The following is a 20,040-nucleotide window of genomic DNA, read 5'->3' as shown; positions in this document are numbered from 1 at the left end:
TTTAGTATAGCTAGCGTCTATTTGGACTTTTACGCTTTACCACACTTCCACACAGCCTAAGAATCCAAATAGGTAAACTAAATTTTCTACGAGGTATATTGAACTTGTAAAATATCGGAGGATGGGTAATCCCTTACTACCTACAGAAAAGCTAGCCTATTTTGTATGGGTACGGTCCGAGAAGGGATAAAATCACTGCTCTTCATTGCATATCATGAATTATTTTCTCTTACGACCAGTATTAATTTTACCGGTAATCAAGAGGCCTACTACCCAAAACACAGCTAACGCCAAGAAAACCCCAAACGTTTCCAACCAACTTGCATTATCGAACATAGTATGATTTTTTATTATTGAATGAATCGAAATCCAGCCCCCAGGCCAAGGCTATACTTTTGCGTAATTCTCTTTGACGTCCGAGCTTCACCAACCTTTTGTACGACTCTTTGTAAATTACTTCAAATAATTTAAAAATCGTTTTATTGAACGTTCGCTATTCGGTAGCGGGTTGGATAATTTCCCGAATGGTGGCCCAGCCGGTCGGACTCTCCTTTGACCGTACATACGTGACCATCGTTCGCCCTTTAAATACAAAGGGTTCACCCCCATCTCTTGGGGTTCCCTGTATCGAAAAACGCGTCTGCTCGATCGCGATACCGTCCCGGATCCATATATTTTCCACATCGTTCTGGACAAAATCGAGCCTAAAGTTTTGTAAGGTCTCGGATATACCCTTTATAACCTCCTCCCTGCCATTTTTGACATCGTTATACCCAAGGGCTTTGACAACCTCGGGGTGATGAAGCAAACGAATACGATGTAGGTCCGAATCGCCGAAGGCTTTTCTGATGCTATCGCCGTGCGCCAGAATTTCCTGGCGAATCGATTCCGCCGCAGGGGCATCCTGTGCCGAAACAGTTTTCGTAAAGGCGTGCGCTATAAAGAAGGTACTTAGGAATAGAAGGGTTTTCGTAATTATTAGAACGTTGATCGTTATTTTCCGTTTTTGATGCGGCAATCCTAGACGAATGTAAGAAGAGGCATCTTATAGTGACACTCGGGACAGTACTTCCCTTCTCTCCTTCTTGTATCTGTAACTTCTCGAACCCATTCAAAATCTTCGTAACCCATACGCTTCCTTTTTTCAAAGCCAAAGTAGGTTGGGTCATAGGAACCAAAATCCACGTCGTAAAAATCACCTAACACTAATTTCAATCCATGGTATACAACACATTCATGAACCCTATGTTCCTCGAAATGGTCCAACTCAAAATCATCAGCTCCACCTTCCCCGCAAGGCGTGCCCCTTTTTAGAAGTAATGTAGTACCATCAAGTGGACAGTTCGTTTCCTTCAATTTGAAAATGGTTTTCTTGAGCTTGCAATCGTTTGGCTATAAGCCAGCACTTCATCTCGCAAACCTTACTGTTGTGAATTATTAAGAACTGAGATAGCAATTATGCGCAAGCATAGAAGGCGTTGTTGGCAAACGTTTCTAATCTATATCAAGTAAGTCCTCAATTATTGCATTCCCATTTATTGAGAATCCCAATATACCGGGCTTGAATTCAAAATATTTTAGTATCTTTTTTACGGAGCCTTTCTTTTTATACTTTTTAAGAAAGTCAAACAAATTTTCCTCTTTACTCGTAATTGTGGCAAGAGTGTCAAATAATTTAGGAATACCATCTGTCTTTTTGTAAAAACCAACAAATTCAATTAGGGCCCACCGATTATTTTCAGGATCAAACGAGGAAAAGTCGTTTTCGATGATGATAATAATTGGGTCCTGTGAACGTTTTAGTTTTTTTTGGATGTCCTTAGGCCAATTCTTTTGCAAAACTTGATCAGCTGTACTATAGGTGGCTTTTTTATAAGCTTTTACAATTAATCCTTTTATACCCAAATGAGCACCAAAGGTATCGGTATGTTTTTCAATTTCTGTTGCTACACGACCCTGATAATCATTCCATTCAACTACGATAAATAAATATTCAAAATTTCCAATTTTAAGCTCTTCAAATGTCGAAACTCGTGATGACATAATATGACATGTTATGGTTGCTAACGGTTTAGATAAGCGTAGTGTGGAGGTACGCCGTCTGCGACAGCAGCACGCGAGTTGGCCCGCTGTCCAGTTTCCGTCTGCGCACAAAGATAAAGCTTATTGTTTTGCTTTTTCTTTTTTATCCAAAGCTAAATCCCAAAGATTTTGCGGACTTCATAAAAATACACAACCCCTGCGACGAAGCCCAAGCCCGTATTGTTTATAGGTTTTGTTGGCACAAGTTATTCATTCCATTTTTTCGAAATAATACTGAATCTCCGATTTTAAACCAGAAATTGAATCAATTGTTTCTGACATTACCTCATCTTTTTTTATCTCACTTAATTCATCAGATAATTTATTTCTTTCCTCATCGTCTCCCTTAAATTCAACCTCCCCGTTATTTAAAGTAAGGTACAGTAAACTTAGTTGTTTCTCCGCCCTTACATAGGCATTCATTTTTATAAGGTTCCCTATTAATATTGCATATTTCGAATTAATACTTTTGGTCAATATATACTGCTTTTGAGTGAAATAGTGGAATGTTTCATTAAATGATTTTCCCCAATTTTCAGCTAATGAGTTAATTCGTTCCGGCGATGCTTTGTCAAATTCAGATTTTATTATGACTGTATTTACCAGTAAATCTGCTAGCACGGGATAAATCTCGCTCAATGCTTCAACTTGTAACTGATTGTATTTTGAGAATTTGATTTCGGATTTTTTCAAATCATTTTTAACCTTCTCAATTTTTTTAGAAACTATATAAGATTGAATTATTTGTAGTAAAGCAATAATTACAGTAAATGAAATCAATATAATTATGTGATACTCTTTAAAATCGGAAAAGTATTCTTCTAAAGCGCTTTTGACTAATTCGTCCATTTATTTGTAAGTATCTTATAATTTGTGCCAATGGTGAGTATATGAAGCGTAGCCTGCCGATAGGCGGCTATGATTTCATAGCATTGTTACCAGCTGGCTTTCTTTTAGTTTATTCGTAACGTTCCAATCATTTCTGGTATATTCCTTATATCATTCCAATATTCTTCTTGTACGTCTTCATCAATATAGATTGGTGAATTCTCATTATACAATCTATCAGTTCCGTCCTTTTTATATCCCGAAATCCAATATTCTTCCCCTGTTTCTTCATCGTAAAAATTCGACTTGTATCCGCTTCCTTTTAGAGAAAGGAACAACTTTCCATTGTAGTGTATGGATTTCATAGTTTTACTAAACTTAACTCGCCCAATTCTTGCGTCACCAGTTAATCGTTCACCTTTTAATTCTATGTACATAATTCGCGTTTTCATTCCGCTATCAATTTTCATTTATTACTTCACTAATTTCTTCAGCAATTTCTTCAATTGTATATGTGGCTGTGTTTCTTGCTACTTTATCCGCCATAGAGGGACTATAGTCAATAACCTCTTGTTTAGTTATTTTGTGCCAAATTGGAAGCATTATTTGTTGTCCATTTATCGACTTCGTCATTATTCCATCCAATTCATAATTAGTCCATCCCTTACGAATAAAGTTCTTTGAAAGCACAACAATTCCGAATCTGCTATTGGCTAATCCTTTGTCTATTTTTTGTCTTAAACTATCGCCAATTCTCAATTCAAATTCGTCATACCAAACTTTCAACCCTGTCGTTTGTAGAGACTTTGCCAAAGGTCGAACCACTTCGTCTTTATCCTCAGAAGCGTGAGAAATAAATACATCGTATTTTCTGACAATTGGGTCTTCACCAAAGTTTCCTGGAATTTCTCTGTCTTGAACTAAAGAAGGAACGGTAGAAAGTCTTGGTTGTCGAGCCGCAGGAATTCTACCAGGAAGTACACGTACTGAAGAACTTACTCTTCCAGAATATCCACCTAAATCTACCGTTACATACCAATTTCCGTTACTTGGAACAGTCACACGATAAGGAGATTTTGTTACGTGTCCTCCATAGTAAGTATGTCTTCGTCCAGCTTTATAACTTGAGAAGTTAGAGCTATTCATCAATTTCACATTGGCAGAGTTCCCCTTTAGAGTGACTTCTACAATTTGCCCTTTTTTTAAATTCCCTAATTTATATGATTGAAATTTCACTTAGTCGTTTGTTTGCTTGTTGGTAACGGTTCGGTTAAGCGTAGTGCGGTGGCAAGGAAACTTTTCGTTTCTGTGTGCGCAATAAGCTAAAGCTTATTGTTTAGTTTTATTTTTTCTTGTCCAAAGCTAAATCCATAAGATTTAGCGGACTCAGTAAATAAAGTCAAGCCTTTAAATATAGCACTTTACGCCCTATTTGCTATAGCCATTATTGTCATCTGGCTATTTTCAAAAGTCTAATCTATGGAAGAAATTATCTATGAATTCCCAGTTCATATTTTCTTTTCCGTTCATTCCCATTTCTCCGTCCTCATCTTTGCAAATCAGGCGAATGACTATTTCTTTCGTTCTAATTTCACCATTCAGGTCATAGTCAATATCGATTGATATTTCTGAAATGGCTGGTGCCTCATCTATGATTGACTTTAATCGGTAAGACTTAAGCTCTTTGTTTTCCAACTCCTTTCTGATTTTCCCAGCCTCGACACCAATATTTATTTCCTTTTCGCCAATTCGATGAATCAACTGCGCTAATTTTCCATAATTTTTCTTTTCCCAGTTTTTAATAATTTCAATTGCAGTCTTTTCTGGACTAAATTCATTAAAATCTGCTATTTGAAGGCTAATTTCTTCTCTTGGTTTCCAATCATCCAATTCTTTCCATTTTTTATCACTCTGAACTTTCCATTCTTGATGGTCGGAAATTACTTTTGTCAATTCTTTCCAACTTTCACTAATGGAAGTTGGTTTTTTTGGTGGAATTGGTGGATTCTCTTTTTCTTCTTTAAGTGCTCTTGCCCAATCATTTATAGCGAATAGGGTGGACCAACATTTACCGACAACGTGTTTGTTATCAAATTTTAAATCCCTACCATGTAAGATTCCGTTTCTATATGGTAAAAATATCTCCTGAACATTCGTTTTTTTTCTTGGAGCATTAAAAATTTCTTTGATTGCTGTCAATCCGCTACTGTGAGAAGCGATACTGTCCCAAGCTTTTAATTCCGTGTTTTCAGAAAAGAAGCCTTTGCTTTTATTTATGTCATTAACTGCACCATCAATAATGGTTAACAACAATGGAACACAGGAATGAAACCTTTTTTCAAGGGTGTCGAAATAGGCTTGTTCTATTAGTTCAAAACGAATTGAAAAAGCTGGTAGAACCCGAAATCTATGTTGAAGCCATTTAATTTCGGTTGATGTAAAGTGGTTGGATAGAACTTCTTCTGCTATTTTCTTTTGTCCACTTTCAGCTAAATTAACAGCTTTTTCCATCAATGTTGAATTCATCGATTCGTGAGCAATCCATCCAATACTTGCAAATTGGGAGTTAAATCTATCAGGTAACGAAATTAAATTTTCGACATCTTTTAAATTTGGGAGTTTAGAAAAAGCTTCATTAAGTCCTTTGTCTTTTATTCCGAAAAAGTTAAAGACTTTGATGATTTTTCCAATCGTATGCGCTCCTTTGAAATTATTATGGGCTTTTTTATACGATGGTAAATCAGCGATTTTTTCCTCCTTGCTCATTGGTATTTTAGCTTGATGACAACAATTGTATATAGAAACTATGAATTATAGTTCTATTGTACCCTTTATTCACTGAAATACTTAAAATACATTTGTTCTAGTCGATTAGGCTTTTTTATTCGGATATTATACGTTTACAAAGCATTCATAAATTGTTCCAGAAATGTTTTGATTTAATAAACTTTTAATTTGATAACCATTTGAAAAGTCCTTCTGTCCCTCCAAAAAAATATGCTAATCCTCCAAAAATTAAAACTAATATGAATGCGATAACATAACTCGTAAAATTGTCATCTTGGTTATCCATTGATATACTTCCTATTGTCGAACTTCCTGGCTATTCGATAAATATCATAAAAGAAGCTGATAATCAAATAGGTAGCGACTTGCTTTTATAAGAAATAATCAACAGATCGATAAAGTGTAGGAATTTATGGGTGAACGCCAAGGCTATTGCCGTTTTTTGGTAAGTAGGTCCTTGAACTCCCCGGTAGGAGCGCTGCAAGATGCCATTTTTAATCGCCCCTAATGCAGCCTTTTAGCGGTTAGTAGTTAGTTACCTTTCCCAAACACACCCTAACGGCCCGCTATTGGGGCTCGCGATGGGCAGCGGGTTCTTAGGGCCACGACAAAACCCCTCCGCCTGTCGGCACCTCCCCTTGAAAATAAGGGGAGGACCTGTAAAATGGCCATGTAGGTAGGTCGATCGATGCATGCGTCGTTAGCGGGTGACCGCTGTAGACTTTTCCGCTGTTTGTTGCAACGCTTTTTGATTTCACCTCTTACGAAAACATTCTTCCCAATCCTCTTGATGTTTGTCGCCACACGACCCTTACCAATGTCCCGTTCCCGGTTCCCCCTTAAAGGGCCCGACCAGATCGGGCGTTATCCATCCTGCATAAAATCCGCCGGGTTGCGGCCGCACCTTTGTCCCGTCGACATAACAGTCAAGATATTGGGGATAGAAGGCCCAATGATCCTTTAGAAGCTCAAACTCGGGGAAAGGATTTGGATACGACCATGCGACCGGCTGGGCGGAAACCTCCCTTAAGGCCCAATAGGTAGCACTGCCCTTCCATTCGCATAAAGAGGTCTTGCCCGGCATTTTCACAAGCATGTCCATGTTGACATCCTGTTCAGGGATATAATAAGTAGGAGGACTGGCGGTCTCGAGCACGGCCAGGGTATTGAGGGAGTCGGCTATGATTTGGCCCTGATGTTCCACCGTGACCCGTTTGGCTACTTTTTCGATCATGGGCGGACGGGGAAAGTCCCAAACGGAGCGTTGTCCCTCTTTGGGCTCCACTGCAAAGGGCGGTCGTATGGTACCATTATAGTTCCAGTGCTCACGGGCCTTTTGCAACCAATTCTTCTTCTTATTCTTCCCCTTTGATTTCATAAATGCCTCTGAGAGCTTTTAGTATGGATCAAAGGTAAGTAACCTAGTTTCGGCAGAGCGTCCAAATTCAATCGTTTTTTTGAACTTGCGCTCTTTGCCTAGTGGCATCACTTCAAAAAATCAATAAGACATTTCAAATCCTGTTCAGGATAATGGAAATTATGGCTGTTAGGCTCATTTCCCCATTCCACACTTGTTGCGAAGCTTATTCCTCGTTACATGGCAGTTACCGCAATCTCAATACTAGAGGAATTCTTCTGGGATATTTCATCCTTTTTCAAACTTTTCAGAAGTCGATCCTTGTCGATAATGGGGCTTTTATCAAAAGATATAATACCCAACACTCAATTGAATTACCGTATTGGTTCCTTTGTCAAAATCAATATTTTGTACCGCCTTGCGAATCCCTTGATAAACATTGACCTCTGCAACGAAATCATGTATTCGCTGTCCTAGCCCTAATTTAATGCCAATGTCCAATGTTGCTATATCACCAGAAGAAAAAGTAGAATTATTTTCTGATACCAAAAAACCAACCTGAGGCCCTACCAATAGATAAGTAGTATCAAAAACTTTGAAATCAAGTGGGATATTTATATAGTTCAATTTTTCAGTCCTTCTACTCCTATAGGTGTCTCTATTACCTTGCTGAGAATACATTATTTTAGGTCTGAACATCAATTTTTCATCCAATTGCAACTCATAAAAAGCTCCTACGTGAAATCCAAATTTGTCAGTTATGGAAATTTCATCCAAAAACCCTTCGGATATTGACGAATTGTTGAGTCCTACTATTGCCCCAAGCTTTTTTTGTGAGCTACACAGAACAGGAATTAGTACTATAATTATCAAAGCTACTTTCTTCATAAAATTTTTAGGGTATTTTATTTATAAGTGGAAAATTCATTCTTATAACGTGTTTAAATGATCGTTTATTTGAACTTCTAGAACTTTTAAAGTCAAAGATACCTATGGACTGTCACTGATTAACGGTAAATGTTGAGACCGACCGAAGGATATCTATAAAATAATGGCCGCCAACTCCCGTCCGTGTTCTCTGACCAGAAAAGCACTTAATCCCCTATGGAAACAATTATTATATTAGGAATCAGCCCGTTAGCACAAAAGTTGTTTTCAATGGTTTACAAACCCCTAAACACGGCTTCTTGCCGAAATGTTGGCACGCTGTGTGCCCTTTCCAAAAAAAGAGACCTTGAATCCGATGCGAATCGACCCCTTCGTTTCTCCCCTTTTTTCACATTCCCTACCTTTGCCAAAAAACAAAACCTCCGCTACTAGGAGGTTTCAAAAGCTGATATGAAAGACCCATTCTACGCCTATATTCTACAACTTCAGGATACCATCACTTCCAAACTGGAGGAAGTGGATGGTACCGCCCAATTCCGTGAGGACCTTTGGGAGCGGCCCGAAGGCGGTGGGGGGCGCAGCCGGGTCATCGAAAACGGGGCCGTTTTTGAAAAGGGTGGCGTCAACATCTCCGCCGTACACGGCGAACTGCCCCAAAGCATGCAGGCCTATTTCGGGGTACAGGACGCCGATTTCTTCGCCTGCGGATTGAGCCTGGTACTCCACCCCAAAAATCCCATGGTGCCCACGGTACACGCCAATTGGCGCTATTTTGAGATGTATGACAAAAACGGAAAAATCGTTGATCAGTGGTTCGGGGGCGGACAAGACCTCACCCCCTACTACCTGTTCGATGAGGATGCCCAACACTTTCACCGTGTTTGCAAAAAAGCCTGTGATGCACATCATACCGACTTCTACCCCACTTATAAAAAGAAATGCGACGACTACTTTTGGAACGCGCACCGAAACGAGGCAAGGGGCGTAGGCGGACTCTTCTTTGACTACTGCAAGGTATCCGAAGAGATGACGATGCAACAGTGGTATGATTTTGTAACCGAGGTGGGCGATAGTTTTTTGGATGCTTATATACCGATTGTGCAAAAACGAAAAGACCTTGCCTACACCCCTGGGCAACGGGATTGGCAAGAAATACGCCGTGGCCGCTATGTGGAGTTCAACCTAGTACACGACAAGGGTACTTTGTTCGGATTAAGGACCAACGGTCGCATCGAGAGCATCTTAATGAGCCTTCCGCCCCGGGTGCAATGGCGGTACGACCATCACCCCGAAAAGGGCAGTGAAGAAGAACGCTTGATCGCCATTCTTCAACATCCGAAGGAATGGGTATAAAAACCTTCGTCGCACTTTCCCTTCTTTGGTATGGCACTTCAATCGCCGCACAGGATGTCGATGACTATATTCGAAAATTTCCTGGTAAGATTACAACCCGTATCGGTGTTCAAAATACTTCGAACAGTTTTACGGTCACAGATAAGGAAACGGGCGAACAATCCGAATTTATTCCCAACGACAAGACCTATCTCGGGCTATCGGTACTTTTTAGATCGGTAGAAGTTGATCTAGGGTATGCACCGAGTTTCTTTTCCGAAAACCAGGACAACCAAGATTCCAAACTGTTTACGCTCAACTTCAGAATGTTTTTGGGACAATGGATGCAAACCTTGGATTTTTACAACCAGAAAGGATTTTTTGAAATCAACGAAGTGGGTACCACAAGCTTTCCCGAGTTTACGACCTTAAAACTAGGAGGGACCACCAGTTACATATTCAACAAGCGCTTTTCTTTTCGGGCGGTAGGGTTTCAGAATGAGTGGCAAAAGAAAAGCGCGGGAAGCTTTATTCCCAGTTTCACGTTCTATTTCACCAGATTTGGGTTGGATGCCTTGCCACAAGGCAATTCCTATTCCTATGATATTGCCATTGGACCGGGATATTACTACAATTGGGTCGTTAAAAACCATCTTATCGTCGGAGCGGGGACCACCTTGGGATTTGGTGCCAATATTACGCGTTCCGATGACGAAACCTTTTCCACGGGTTTGGCCCAGGTGGTACTGCGAACGGCCTTGGGATATAATTCCGAAAAATTCTTTACCGGACTCAATTTCAGTGCACAGGTGTTGGAATACGAACAAGAAGACAATACGGTCTTCGACGATGCCATCACTTTCGTTGAGCTATACATCGGTTATCGATTCAATGCGCCGAAAAAATGGATAAAAAAGGCCGATGACTTTAATCGCAGACTTGGATTGGATTGAGATATATCCTTGGATTTACCGCTTCTTTATTGGTTGAATCTCCATGCAATACGGTCACCTTGAAAGGACAAACAGCCTTGTAATCCCAACACCTGATTGGATATGATTTTTTGTTCGATTATCTTTAGTTGGTTAACAAGGTACGGTATCAACAGCTTCTTTTCCCAACTTGGTTCTATGGATAAAAAGACCTTTTTTAAGAAGTCCTTCCCTCGGCAGTTCAAAGCCCTCTTTTCGATAGGGTTGACGCTCTTCATAGTGCTCTGCTCCTGTAAGCAGGACAAGACCCCCTTGCCGGAAGCGACTATCAGCATTTGGTACGGGGACGAACAACCTTTTGGAACACTGGGGCACCCGCAAAAACAGATCAATATCCTAGGGAACGTTCAGACCAATGATTCGTTGTCTAGGGTATATTATACCTTGAATGATGCCGCGGATAAACAGCCCCTTACCTTAGGGTCCGACTTGCATCGCTTGGCAGCAAAGGGGGACTTCAACATTGAAATTGAGCGCGATCGCCTTCAAAAAGGTGCGAACAGCATCGAAGTATGGGTTGAAAAAGATGATACCCCATTACAATCGAAAAAAATCGTCGTCGACTATACACCCGAAACCCAATGGCCTTTACCCTACGAAGTCATTTGGGATCAGGTCGAGACCCTTCAAGAGGTCGTGCAAGTGGTCGATGGCCATTGGGAACTGACCCCCGAGGGAATCCGTACCAAAGATGTCTATTATGATCGGGTATTGGCCTTTGGGGATGCTTCTTGGCGCAATTACGAAGTAACTACCACCGTGACCTTCCACGGTTACAATCCGCCGAGGGAGGGGCCACCCACCTACAATGTGTCGCATGCCGCCATTGCCTCCCGATGGCCGGGACATGACAAGGATAGCCTCCAGCCCAACCGAAAATGGTTTCCCCTTGGCGCCACTTCCGAATTTCGAATCACCGATGGTTACAAAAATTGCAGATGGCGCATCTTTGATGGGGAGCACTTTTACGAAGAGCAACCGGAATCGCAGTATCGGAATGTAGTGGAGGGCAAAGTGTACGGCATCAAACATCGTGTGGAAGACCTCTCCGATACGGAAACTCAATATTCCGTAAAGCTTTGGGAAGCTGATGCCCCTGAACCCGATACCTGGGACTTAATCGCAATCGAGACTTCCGAAAAACGACAACCCGGGGGTTCCTGCCTATTGCTGGCACACCATACCGATGTTACCTTTGGAAATATTTACGTGAACCCGATCCATGATGCGAAGTAGTAAAGTGCTGTATCGGTTAAAATCGACCTTGATCTTGTTGACGGTGTTCTCTTTCTGCCCGTCATGTGAAATCGACAAAAAGGGCAAAAGCGAAATCGACATTGAATTCACCCAAGATACCATCAACGTGGGCTATACCTACTGGTGGCCCGAATCAGGACCCTTTATCGGTTTATGCGGGGAAGAACTTTCCTTGGTCTTTGCAGGAACCCTTGTCGAGCTGAAAGACACGACCGATGATCCGGGACCCTTGTATACCGCCCAAGAGGGGACCGTTCAAATAGAAAAAGTGTTCAAAATCAAAAAAATGGGGCATCGGACCTATACCGGCCAAGGATTTTTTCGCACCGATTGTTTCTACGAATCCGGTCTGAACGTTGGTGATCAAGTATTGGTGGTCTGCTATGACTATGATGATGATTACAGCATTCCGGGCAGGCAGTCGCTATTACAAATAACCGGGCTGGAAGATCCGTTGGTCACATCCATTAGAACGTACATCGATGCGGACGAGCATCCTGCGGCCATTCGGGACGACATCGGATTGTGGGCCACTCAAAATTTGGGTAGGGCCCTGGAGCGGATCATCGAATGCGAGCAAGAAGCTGGCGCTAGATAGGAAAGTCTTAATTATCACCGATAAAAACATACTGATCGATGGGCTTTACTTCCAAGTAATCGCTTTTTTAGGGACTTCCTTAAACTGATAGACAATGTGGGAAAGCCGCGCCTTAAGCAGTTCCTTTCGACCGCTAACCGTTCTCGTGTAAAAAAGGCTGGAGCTATTCACGTGTTTTCGCCAATGTTTGTGAAATAACTGTGCATCTTGCTTTCTTTTACCAAAAATCGCAGGGACCACATGATACGTACGCATCCCCCATTGGCCAAAAAGCCAGGGGCGATATACCAATAGATAACGGGGATTCTCTATCGGTGCCAATATCTCGGCCAACAAGTTTACAAACAAACTGCTCTCGGCATTGGTGGCTCCCAGAAGGTAACAAACAAAACTACCGGTCGATTGTTGTTCCGTCTTTATCGATACCTGGGTAGTCGGGGTATGTAATAGCTCCTTGGCATACAGTGCGGCCAACAACGCCTTTGCTATTCTTTTGGTTTTCTTATGAGTGTTGCCAAAAATGAAATATAGCTTTAAGGCCTTATAGGTTTTTGGGGCAAAGCCCACGACCATCGCTATCAACAACAGGTAGATAAAACGAAAAACACCTTGGCCCAACAAAGTGCCGATATTTTTTGCCAAAAACTCGGGGAAAAAGAGTCCGATACCCAAAGCCACCTCCAGCAAAAGGTACTTGGAAGCATTGCCCCAACGAAGCTTTTTGGCCTCTTCAAAGGGGATGTTCCCGGTATAGGGCAACTTTACCTCACGCACCAGTACGCTCCCTTTAGAAATGGCATCGAACCAGCGTTCTTTCAGCTGGTCGCGCTCAGCGGCCAATCGCAACATCTGGGCGTTCAACTCCTGTAAATTGGTATCCGCGGAATACCGGATAGGTAGCTGAAGCCGCTCCAGACCATTCTCAATATAAGTGATTCCACTTGCCGAGACACCGGAAAAAGCTTCGAAACGCCGTTCCAACTTTTCCAGATCCTTCCCTCCGTCCGCCACGGTAGGATCTAGACAAGCCAGATGCCAGATATTTCCCGTTTTTCCATTTTTTCTACCATCCACACGAATGGCACGCCCTCTCATTTGGTTCGAGGAAACAAACGACCCTACGTAGGATGCTAAAATTAGGGAATTGATCGCGGGAGCATCCCAACCCTCTCCCAAAAGCGATTTTGTACCAATAAGTATTTTAATGGCACCTGCCTCAAACAAGGCGGTCATGGTTGCTACGATATGGTTCTTGGCGCTACCGAACGAATTGACGATCAGGAATTCCTCGTCGCAAGCCAACGGGGTCAGACTATACTGGGTTCCCTTGATCAGTTTTTCAAAATCCGAAATGGTGCTTTTATGAAGAATAACCAGGGAGCCGGTGAGTATCCCGATAGCGCTTTTAAAATCGGTCGCCGTCCTCAGGTATTGAAAAATGGAAACCACCCCTAACTTGGTCAAAGTTTCGGTATCTGTTCCTGAAAAATCCAAAAATTCCTTACGGATAAAATCGGTCAGCACCACGGCTCTTAGCGCTTCCCTAAGTGCTTTTTGCTCCGCTATCAGAATGGCGCCAATACTTTCCAATTTAGATGGACTGCTGGCCAAGGAACGATACAATTGGTCGTCCCCGATGAAATTTACCCGCTTTTTTGCATAGACCCCGATACGGGCGAGCTCCTTTTGGATTGGTTGTAAAAGACCTTCATAAGAAGCCAGGGAGCTTCTTTGCGCGACCAATAATTGCTGTAGCAAAATTTCAAGCCACTCATAGGAAAGATCGGGGAATTCGATATTTTTTTCTTTAAACCCCAGAAAACGAAGTTTTTTGGGGTCAATTGGATGACCAGCAGCTTTCAGGAAAATTAGAATGGAGGAGAAAAAACTTGGTTGGTCATAGATCGCCTCCAATGATGCCGCCGTATTGGCGTACATGGGATGTTGCAATAGCATGTTTTGAAAATCGGCATTCTCCAAAAGAGCATTTGTAAAAGCCATGATTCGCTCCCGATAGGTAACGATATATTTCATCTGGGATTGGGCCGGTCTTGAAAAATAGACAAAGTCTTGATGGGGGCATAAGTCCCCATTTCCTACCAAATCGGGTACGGCAATTTCATCATCGATCGGTCCGCAGAGGTCAAAATATTTCTTTACCTCCTGCGCAGTGCTGTCGTATGGCGGGGTGGCCGTTAAAGCGATGATCGTTAGATTTTCGATTTGTTTGAGGGTAAAAAGACTCTTCCACCATTCGCTTTTTAAATGATGTGCCTCATCGAGCACAATGGTACGTATCCCATGTTCCTTAAAATAATCAACCAACGTCTTACCCTCCTCTATGAGCGACTTGTCCAAGGCGTGCAAGGACTGATAGGTGGAGAAAGTCAGGAGCCGGGGGGTTTTGATATCAAGGCTATACCTGTCAAAACCGCTATCCTTTATAAAAAAAGTCCGCAACCTGCTTTGCCACTGGTTTCGAATGGTCAAGGTAGGGGCCAACACCAAAGTGGTTTTGTTGACCCTGCTAATCATCTCAAGACCTAAAATGGTCTTGCCTGAACCAGGAGGTGCGACCACATGAAGATGGTCGTCTTCAATATGGTCCTGAAAATAGTCCAGAAATTTTTGCTGATAGCTACGCCAGGTAAATTTAAAAGATAGCTGTTGGGCAAGTTCGGTCAAGTGTTAAGGTATTTTCTATATTTTCAATGGATTATAAGTAACTTTGGTCTTTCACAAACAGGCCGATCACATGTACCCTTTACGAAGAAACCGCAGACTTAGAACTAACGATTCCATCAGGCATTTAGTACGCGAAACCATTTTGACCCCCAGTGATTTTTTAGTGCCCCTATTTGTGGTGGAAGGGAAAGGAGTCAAAGAGGAAATTGCCTCGATGCCCAATTATTACCGTCTGAGCCTCGATAATTTAGAAAAAGAGGTCAAGGAACTTTGGCAGATGGGCCTTTGTGCCGTACTCCTTTTTGTAAAAGTGCCCGATAACCTTAAAGACAACAAAGGGTCGGAAGCCCTGAACGATAACGGCCTGATGCAACTGGCCATCAAAACGGTCAAAAATGCGTGTCCCGATATGCTGGTCATGACCGATGTGGCCTTGGACCCGTATTCTTCCTATGGCCACGATGGCATCGTACAGGACGGACAAATACTCAACGATGAAACGGCCGAGGTATTGGCCGAAATGAGCGTTTCCCATGCACGGGCCGGGTCCGATTTCGTGGCGCCCAGTGATATGATGGACGGCCGTATCCTTACCATCCGGGAAGCCCTGGAGGATGAGGGCTTTACCAATACGGGCATCATGAGTTATAGTGCCAAATATGCCAGCGCCTTTTACGGTCCGTTTCGGGATGCCTTGGATTCCGCCCCGGTGGATATGAAAAATATTCCCAAGGATAAAAAAACCTACCAAATGGATTCCGCCAACCGATTTGAAGCCATCACCGAGACCCAAGCGGATATCGATGAAGGGGCGGATATCGTGATGATCAAGCCCGGTTTGTGCTATTTGGATATTGTTCGTGAAATCAGAAATGAGGTCGACGTGCCGGTAGCCGTATATCAGGTAAGTGGGGAATATGCGATGCTCAAAGCAGCAGCCGAAAAAGGGTGGCTCGACCACGACTCGGTGATGATGGAGCAATTGATATCCATTAAGAGGGCCGGCGCAAATATCATCGCCAGCTACTTTGCCAAGGACGCCGTCAAATTAATGGGCTAATGTAATCGACCGAAGGGCGGTTCGACCGTTTTGGATATTTTCATGAGCGGAGTCGAAAGCCCACCAAAGATGTGGTAAGGTGAAGCTAATTAATCGATTCTTTCGGGATTGCGAATGCCACGTGAAATCTTGTAAGAACCTCTACCACAAAGGTTAATGGTATTTCCGGATGATGGATGATGCCTCGATTTATGAAAAAACGACCTTTCATACTATTCCTGTACTTCATAAGCGCTTCCATTGCGGCGCAGGAGCGGATGAAAGAGGAACTATCCATTCCGCTGGCGGACGAGCTTTCCTACGGCTCACCTTCCGACGTTCACCTCGACTCCACCTTTATCCATACCCAAGTAGATTCGATTATAACGAATGGTATAAAGCAGCAAGCGTTCCCAGGAGCCCAGGTATTGGTCGCCAAGGAAGGAAGGATTATTTTCCATAAGGCCTATGGCTTTCACACGTATGATAGCCTGCAGCCGGTGGCGTTGGACGATTTATACGACTTGGCATCGGTCACGAAGATTGCGGCGGCCTTGCCCGCCTTGATGAAACTGGTCGATGAGGGAAAGCTCGACCTGGACCAACCTTTTAGCACCTATTGGACCCGTTGGAAAGGTAAAAAGGATAAAGAAAACCTCAGCCTTCGGGAAATTTTGGCCCACCAAGCCGGTCTCGTTCCCTACATCGTTTTTCTAAACAAGATTTTCAAGAAAAACGGACGACCCAAAAAAAGGTTTGTTCGCCCCTATCGTACTCGAAAATTCAGCCAACAGGCATACCAAGGAATCTTTATAAACCGTCGTTTTAAGAAAAAAATGTACCGGATAATAGACCGATCCGAGGTTTCAGACAAAAAAAAGTACACCTATTCGGGCCTCACTTTTCTCTTATATCCAGCGTTGATTGAGCAGCTTGCGGGAATCGATTACGAAACCTATCTCAATACCCATTTTTACGGCCCGTTGGGTATGGAAACTACCGGGTTTCAACCCAAAACCAAACAATATCCCAACAAAATCGTGCCCACCGAAAAAGACACCTTGTTCCGTCATGGGCTTACACAGGGTTGGGTACACGATGAGAACGCCTCCCTTCTGGGAGGAGTCTCAGGAAATGCAGGCTTGTTCGCCACTGCTGTCGATTTGGCCAAGCTTATGCAGCTCTATATGCAATTGGGAACCTATGCGGGCAAACGCTATTTTTCGGAAGCCACGGTCAAAGAGTTCATTAAAGGTCAATATCCCGAAAATGACAATCGTCGTGGTCTAGGTTTTGATAAACCATATCCGAACAATTCAGGGCTCCCCCTGAGCGAGGCCTATCCGGCACCAGAGGTAGCACCGGAAAGTTTCGGACACAGTGGCTTTACAGGCACCTTCGTGTGGGCCGACCCAGAAAACCAGTTGGTATATATTTTTCTCTCCAATCGGGTATATCCGAGCAGGAAACATCGAAATTTGTATTCGCTCCACATTCGCGAAGCGGTGCAACAGGTGTTTTATAGAGCGCAGCTGCCGACCGAATAAGGTTCCTAGGGTGTCTATTTTATTGGTATCTTCGTTTAACTAAAATTTGAATATGGGCCTGCTAATTTTCTACGCACTAATTTCCATTTTCTTTTCATTTCTGTGCTCGATCTTGGAAGCTGTGTTGTTGAGTGTGAATCCGACCTTCATCAACGTAAAAAAGAAAGAAGGAAAATCGTATGCACATACTTTGGAACTTTTAAAAAAGGACGTGGACAAACCCCTCATTGCCATTCTGACCCTAAATACCATAGCGCACACCGTGGGCGCTATTCTAGTGGGGGTGCAGGCGAAAGTGGCCTATGCGGAACTTTACGGGACTACCCGACGAAGTTTTTTGGGAATCGAGTTTACCGAAGATCTGATGGTCGGCATCGTCTCTACCATCATGACTATCTTAATCTTGGTCGCCTCCGAAATTATTCCCAAAACCATCGGGGCCACGTATTGGAGAAAGCTTGCCAATTTTACCGCCAAAGCCCTGAAAGCCATGGTGCTTGCCTTAAAATGGACCGGGTTATTATGGGTTCTTCAGCTTTTTACCCGACTGGTGGGGGGAAAAGGCCATCACGGGAGCGTGCTAAGTCGTGAGGATTTTACGGCCATGGCCGATATCGCCCGAGAGGAAGGGGTGTTCGAAAAGTCGGAATCGACCATTATCAAAAACCTCCTGCGGTTCGACGAGGTCTTGGTCAAGGACATCATGACTCCAAGGGCCGTGGTCAAAATTGCCTCTGAAGACAGGAGTATCGAGGATTTTTTTGCCGAGAACCCAAAGATGCGCTTTTCGAGGATTCCGGTATACGGCGGAAAGGTCGATAACATTACGGGCTTTGTGCTAAAGGATACCATTTTGGAGGAAATGGTAAACGAGAACGGAACCATTCCCTTGTCGGAAATCAAAAGGGAGCTGCTGATTACAAAGAGAAATACACCCATACCCCAGCTGTTCGATACCTTCATCAGCAAACGGGAACATATTGCCCTGGTGGTCGATGAGTACGGTTCGGTAAGCGGACTCGTTACGATGGAGGATATCATCGAAACCTTGCTTGGGCTAGAGATCATGGATGAGAGCGATAATATCGCCGATCTCCAGGAATTTGCCAGAAAAAATTGGGAAGTACGGGCCAAAAAAGCGGGGGTCATCGAGAAAATCGAAAAATCCGATCAGTAATGGAAACCGCTTTCATCGAAACCCCATTGGGTATCGCACGTTTGGAAGGCGATGAAGCAGGCTTGGCCTCAATTACCGTATTGGACAAACAAGAAGTACCTACGGCAGTGCTTCCCGAAGTGTTGGAAGATACCGCCTACCAATTACGGGAATATTTCGATGGAAAAAGAAAGGTCTTTGATCTGGAACTGAATCCCCAGGGCACCGACTTTCAAAAAAGGGTTTGGCATGCCCTCCTACAAATTCCCTATGGGAAGACCGTTTCCTACCTGGAACTATCCAAAAAACTGGGCGATATAAAGGCCATTCGTGCCGTTGCCGCCGCCAATGGGAAAAATCCGTTATGGATTGTGGTGCCCTGTCATCGCGTTATCGGAACCGATGGTTCGCTGACGGGTTATGCCGGGGGATTGCATCGAAAAAAGTGGCTGCTGGCCCATGAAAATCCCGTAAAGCAGCAAAGCTTGTTCTAATGGCCCGCTGATGACAGATCGTTTCTTATTATTTTTAGTCTAGTAGGAACACGGCTAGTTACAAGTAATTGCGCTGAATGGTTGCGCATTATCAGTGGCATCGCTCTTAGTATAAGCCTCGTTGAAGAGTACAAATTGGTCAATAGCATGTCCAGAGGAACGTGCCGAAATTTCCATGGTATAGATTCCAGGAGTGCCGAAGGTCACAAAAATATCGTGCGCGTTGTTGTCGAACGTACTCGCTTGCCATTTAAAGTCGAGATCGCTGCCACTTCGGTATATTTTGAACCAACCGTCTTTTGAAGCTCCTTCAGGGTTGGGTGTTTTACCACTGTCCCTTGGATACACGATGCTTTCCCCTTTTTGGGCATAGAAATCGGTCGCGTCGGGAAAACGTAACCAGGTATCATTATGATCGGTACCGCTGTTCCCCATTTTTACGGCAGATTTCCAAATAAAACGATATGATCCGGTAGTCACGATCTGTAGTTTAAATACGGCTTTCCCCGACCCCGGATTGCTCAGCGACTGCTCCCCGGTCCATAGCATATAACCCTTTCCGGAAAACGCGTCACCATCATCGTTCAACTGCCACAATTCGTCAAAAACTGTTTCCTCGAATTGTACTTTTACCAGGCCGTCTTTCTCCGAAAAGACGTAGTCGGCCACATTCGAACATTCTGGAACGGGAGTATCGCTTGGTTCCTCTTGGTCCGGTTGTTCCTCTTGAACCAATTCCTCTTGAAACGCGGTCTCGGAACTTTCCTTGGAACAGGCGGTCGATAGGATACCGATCGATAGCAAGACCACAAACGGCAGTCGATCAATATAGTGTTGGAAAGTGTTGACAGCTTTCATACGCATGCGGATTTAAAACATCCCTCTTAAAACGTATCGTTCACCCTGAAAATTGAGTAGGTAGCCCTTATTTCGATGAACTACCGGCGATTGCCCTTACAATAGTTCAGAATTATCCCCGTTTTCAGGGTACCCTTGAA

The 20,040-nt window shown here is 43.4% G+C and carries 19 protein-coding genes; 8 read left to right on the top strand and 11 right to left on the bottom strand.

Going from position 1 to position 20,040, the window contains the following annotated elements; genetic code table 11:
• Positions 1 to 493: 493 nt before the first annotated feature.
• The 9 genes from FK220_RS13490 to FK220_RS13450 form a co-directional block, all read right to left on the bottom strand.
• Positions 494 to 1,018 (bottom strand): Cif family virulence factor, encoded by a 525-nt coding sequence (locus FK220_RS13490; RefSeq protein WP_152574875.1) that lies wholly within the window; start codon positions 1,016 to 1,018, stop codon positions 494 to 496.
• 2 nt (positions 1,019 to 1,020) lie between these two features.
• Positions 1,021 to 1,356 (bottom strand): FHA domain-containing protein, encoded by a 336-nt coding sequence (locus FK220_RS13485; protein ID WP_152574874.1) that lies wholly within the window; start codon positions 1,354 to 1,356, stop codon positions 1,021 to 1,023.
• Between the two features lie 138 nt (positions 1,357 to 1,494).
• Positions 1,495 to 2,043 carry a hypothetical protein gene (locus FK220_RS13480; protein ID WP_152574873.1) on the bottom strand — a complete coding sequence of 183 codons (549 nt, stop codon included), beginning with the start codon at positions 2,041 to 2,043 and terminating at the stop codon, positions 1,495 to 1,497.
• Positions 2,044 to 2,292: 249 nt separating this feature from the next.
• Complete coding sequence (locus tag FK220_RS13475; protein WP_152574872.1) at positions 2,293 to 2,931, bottom strand: hypothetical protein; 639 nt, start codon at positions 2,929 to 2,931, stop codon at positions 2,293 to 2,295.
• 104 nt (positions 2,932 to 3,035) lie between these two features.
• Positions 3,036 to 3,347, bottom strand: coding sequence for a hypothetical protein (locus FK220_RS13470; RefSeq protein ID WP_238719023.1), 312 nt, complete (start codon positions 3,345 to 3,347; stop codon positions 3,036 to 3,038).
• 22 nt (positions 3,348 to 3,369) lie between these two features.
• Positions 3,370 to 4,146: a DUF1883 domain-containing protein gene (locus FK220_RS20210; RefSeq protein WP_152574870.1), complete on the bottom strand. Its 777-nt coding sequence runs from the start codon at positions 4,144 to 4,146 to the stop codon at positions 3,370 to 3,372.
• A 228-nt stretch (positions 4,147 to 4,374) separates the two neighbouring features.
• Positions 4,375 to 5,676, bottom strand: a complete 1,302-nt coding sequence (locus tag FK220_RS13460) for a hypothetical protein (RefSeq protein ID WP_152574869.1) — start codon at positions 5,674 to 5,676, stop codon at positions 4,375 to 4,377.
• A gap of 832 nt (positions 5,677 to 6,508) precedes the next feature.
• Entirely contained in the window at positions 6,509 to 7,075 is a 567-nt protein-coding gene (locus FK220_RS13455; protein WP_152574868.1) for a DUF427 domain-containing protein, read from the bottom strand.
• Positions 7,076 to 7,396: 321 nt separating this feature from the next.
• Positions 7,397 to 7,942: an outer membrane beta-barrel protein gene (locus tag FK220_RS13450; protein ID WP_152574867.1), complete on the bottom strand. Its 546-nt coding sequence runs from the start codon at positions 7,940 to 7,942 to the stop codon at positions 7,397 to 7,399.
• A gap of 450 nt (positions 7,943 to 8,392) precedes the next feature.
• On the opposite strand from FK220_RS13450, the gene hemF reads away from it, so the two are divergent.
• From hemF to FK220_RS13430, 4 genes are all read left to right on the top strand, one after another.
• Positions 8,393 to 9,295 carry an oxygen-dependent coproporphyrinogen oxidase gene (gene hemF, locus FK220_RS13445; protein ID WP_152574866.1) on the top strand — a complete coding sequence of 301 codons (903 nt, stop codon included), beginning with the start codon at positions 8,393 to 8,395 and terminating at the stop codon, positions 9,293 to 9,295.
• On the top strand, positions 9,286 to 10,227 hold the full coding sequence (locus FK220_RS13440; protein ID WP_152574865.1) for a DUF4421 family protein: 942 nt from the start codon (positions 9,286 to 9,288) through the stop codon (positions 10,225 to 10,227). Before hemF ends, FK220_RS13440 begins: the two co-directional genes overlap by 10 nt.
• Positions 10,228 to 10,404: 177 nt before the next feature.
• Complete coding sequence (locus FK220_RS13435) at positions 10,405 to 11,502, top strand: hypothetical protein (protein ID WP_152574864.1); 1,098 nt, start codon at positions 10,405 to 10,407, stop codon at positions 11,500 to 11,502.
• A complete protein-coding gene (locus FK220_RS13430; protein WP_152574863.1) occupies positions 11,489 to 12,121 on the top strand; it encodes a hypothetical protein in 633 nt (210 codons plus the stop codon). The genes FK220_RS13435 and FK220_RS13430 overlap by 14 nt, the downstream gene beginning before the upstream one ends.
• Before the next feature lie 45 nt (positions 12,122 to 12,166).
• Here FK220_RS13430 and FK220_RS13425 read toward each other — a convergent pair whose 3' ends face one another.
• Entirely contained in the window at positions 12,167 to 14,806 is a 2,640-nt protein-coding gene (locus FK220_RS13425) for a DEAD/DEAH box helicase family protein (RefSeq protein WP_152574862.1), read from the bottom strand.
• A 70-nt stretch (positions 14,807 to 14,876) separates the two neighbouring features.
• On the opposite strand from FK220_RS13425, the gene hemB reads away from it, so the two are divergent.
• The 4 genes from hemB to FK220_RS13405 all read left to right on the top strand — a co-directional run bounded on the left by hemB (position 14,877) and on the right by FK220_RS13405 (position 19,042).
• Positions 14,877 to 15,866 carry a porphobilinogen synthase gene (gene hemB, locus FK220_RS13420; protein ID WP_152574861.1) on the top strand — a complete coding sequence of 330 codons (990 nt, stop codon included), beginning with the start codon at positions 14,877 to 14,879 and terminating at the stop codon, positions 15,864 to 15,866.
• A gap of 191 nt (positions 15,867 to 16,057) precedes the next feature.
• Positions 16,058 to 17,392, top strand: a complete 1,335-nt coding sequence (locus FK220_RS13415; RefSeq protein WP_152574860.1) for a serine hydrolase domain-containing protein — start codon at positions 16,058 to 16,060, stop codon at positions 17,390 to 17,392.
• A 52-nt stretch (positions 17,393 to 17,444) separates the two neighbouring features.
• Positions 17,445 to 18,569 carry a CNNM domain-containing protein gene (locus FK220_RS13410; RefSeq protein ID WP_152574859.1) on the top strand — a complete coding sequence of 375 codons (1,125 nt, stop codon included), beginning with the start codon at positions 17,445 to 17,447 and terminating at the stop codon, positions 18,567 to 18,569.
• The gene (locus FK220_RS13405) at positions 18,569 to 19,042 is read left to right on the top strand and encodes a methylated-DNA--[protein]-cysteine S-methyltransferase (RefSeq protein WP_152574858.1); all 474 of its coding nucleotides are present in this window, start codon (positions 18,569 to 18,571) and stop codon (positions 19,040 to 19,042) included. Before FK220_RS13410 ends, FK220_RS13405 begins: the two co-directional genes overlap by 1 nt.
• A gap of 54 nt (positions 19,043 to 19,096) precedes the next feature.
• On the opposite strand, the gene FK220_RS13400 is transcribed toward FK220_RS13405, so the two are convergent.
• On the bottom strand, positions 19,097 to 19,900 hold the full coding sequence (locus FK220_RS13400; protein ID WP_152574857.1) for a hypothetical protein: 804 nt from the start codon (positions 19,898 to 19,900) through the stop codon (positions 19,097 to 19,099).
• Between the last annotated feature and the right edge of the window lie 140 nt (positions 19,901 to 20,040).

This window comes from Pelagihabitans pacificus (genome assembly GCF_009371985.2).
Lineage (GTDB): Bacteria > Bacteroidota > Bacteroidia > Flavobacteriales > Flavobacteriaceae > Pelagihabitans > Pelagihabitans pacificus.
The sequence above is the reverse complement of the archived record's forward strand: the minus strand, read 5'-3'. Positions and strand labels throughout refer to the sequence as shown.

Excerpts from the sequence above, each read along its gene's own strand:
- FK220_RS13410 (WP_152574859.1), top strand. The coding sequence starts at position 17,445 with ATGGGCCTGCTAATTTTCTACGCACTAATTTCCATTTTCTTTTCATTT.
- FK220_RS13440 (WP_152574865.1), top strand. The coding sequence starts at position 9,286 with ATGGGTATAAAAACCTTCGTCGCACTTTCCCTTCTTTGGTATGGCACT.
- FK220_RS13405 (WP_152574858.1), top strand. The coding sequence starts at position 18,569 with ATGGAAACCGCTTTCATCGAAACCCCATTGGGTATCGCACGTTTGGAA.
- FK220_RS13415 (WP_152574860.1), top strand. The coding sequence starts at position 16,058 with ATGAAAAAACGACCTTTCATACTATTCCTGTACTTCATAAGCGCTTCC.
- FK220_RS13480 (WP_152574873.1), bottom strand. The coding sequence starts at position 2,043 with ATGTCATCACGAGTTTCGACATTTGAAGAGCTTAAAATTGGAAATTTT.
- FK220_RS13435 (WP_152574864.1), top strand. The coding sequence starts at position 10,405 with ATGGATAAAAAGACCTTTTTTAAGAAGTCCTTCCCTCGGCAGTTCAAA.
- FK220_RS13470 (WP_238719023.1), bottom strand. The coding sequence starts at position 3,347 with ATGTACATAGAATTAAAAGGTGAACGATTAACTGGTGACGCAAGAATT.
- FK220_RS13460 (WP_152574869.1), bottom strand. The coding sequence starts at position 5,676 with ATGAGCAAGGAGGAAAAAATCGCTGATTTACCATCGTATAAAAAAGCC.
- hemF (WP_152574866.1), top strand. The coding sequence starts at position 8,393 with ATGAAAGACCCATTCTACGCCTATATTCTACAACTTCAGGATACCATC.
- FK220_RS13400 (WP_152574857.1), bottom strand. The coding sequence starts at position 19,900 with ATGAAAGCTGTCAACACTTTCCAACACTATATTGATCGACTGCCGTTT.
- FK220_RS13430 (WP_152574863.1), top strand. The coding sequence starts at position 11,489 with ATGATGCGAAGTAGTAAAGTGCTGTATCGGTTAAAATCGACCTTGATC.
- hemB (WP_152574861.1), top strand. The coding sequence starts at position 14,877 with ATGTACCCTTTACGAAGAAACCGCAGACTTAGAACTAACGATTCCATC.
- FK220_RS13450 (WP_152574867.1), bottom strand. The coding sequence starts at position 7,942 with ATGAAGAAAGTAGCTTTGATAATTATAGTACTAATTCCTGTTCTGTGT.
- FK220_RS13455 (WP_152574868.1), bottom strand. The coding sequence starts at position 7,075 with ATGAAATCAAAGGGGAAGAATAAGAAGAAGAATTGGTTGCAAAAGGCC.
- FK220_RS13475 (WP_152574872.1), bottom strand. The coding sequence starts at position 2,931 with ATGGACGAATTAGTCAAAAGCGCTTTAGAAGAATACTTTTCCGATTTT.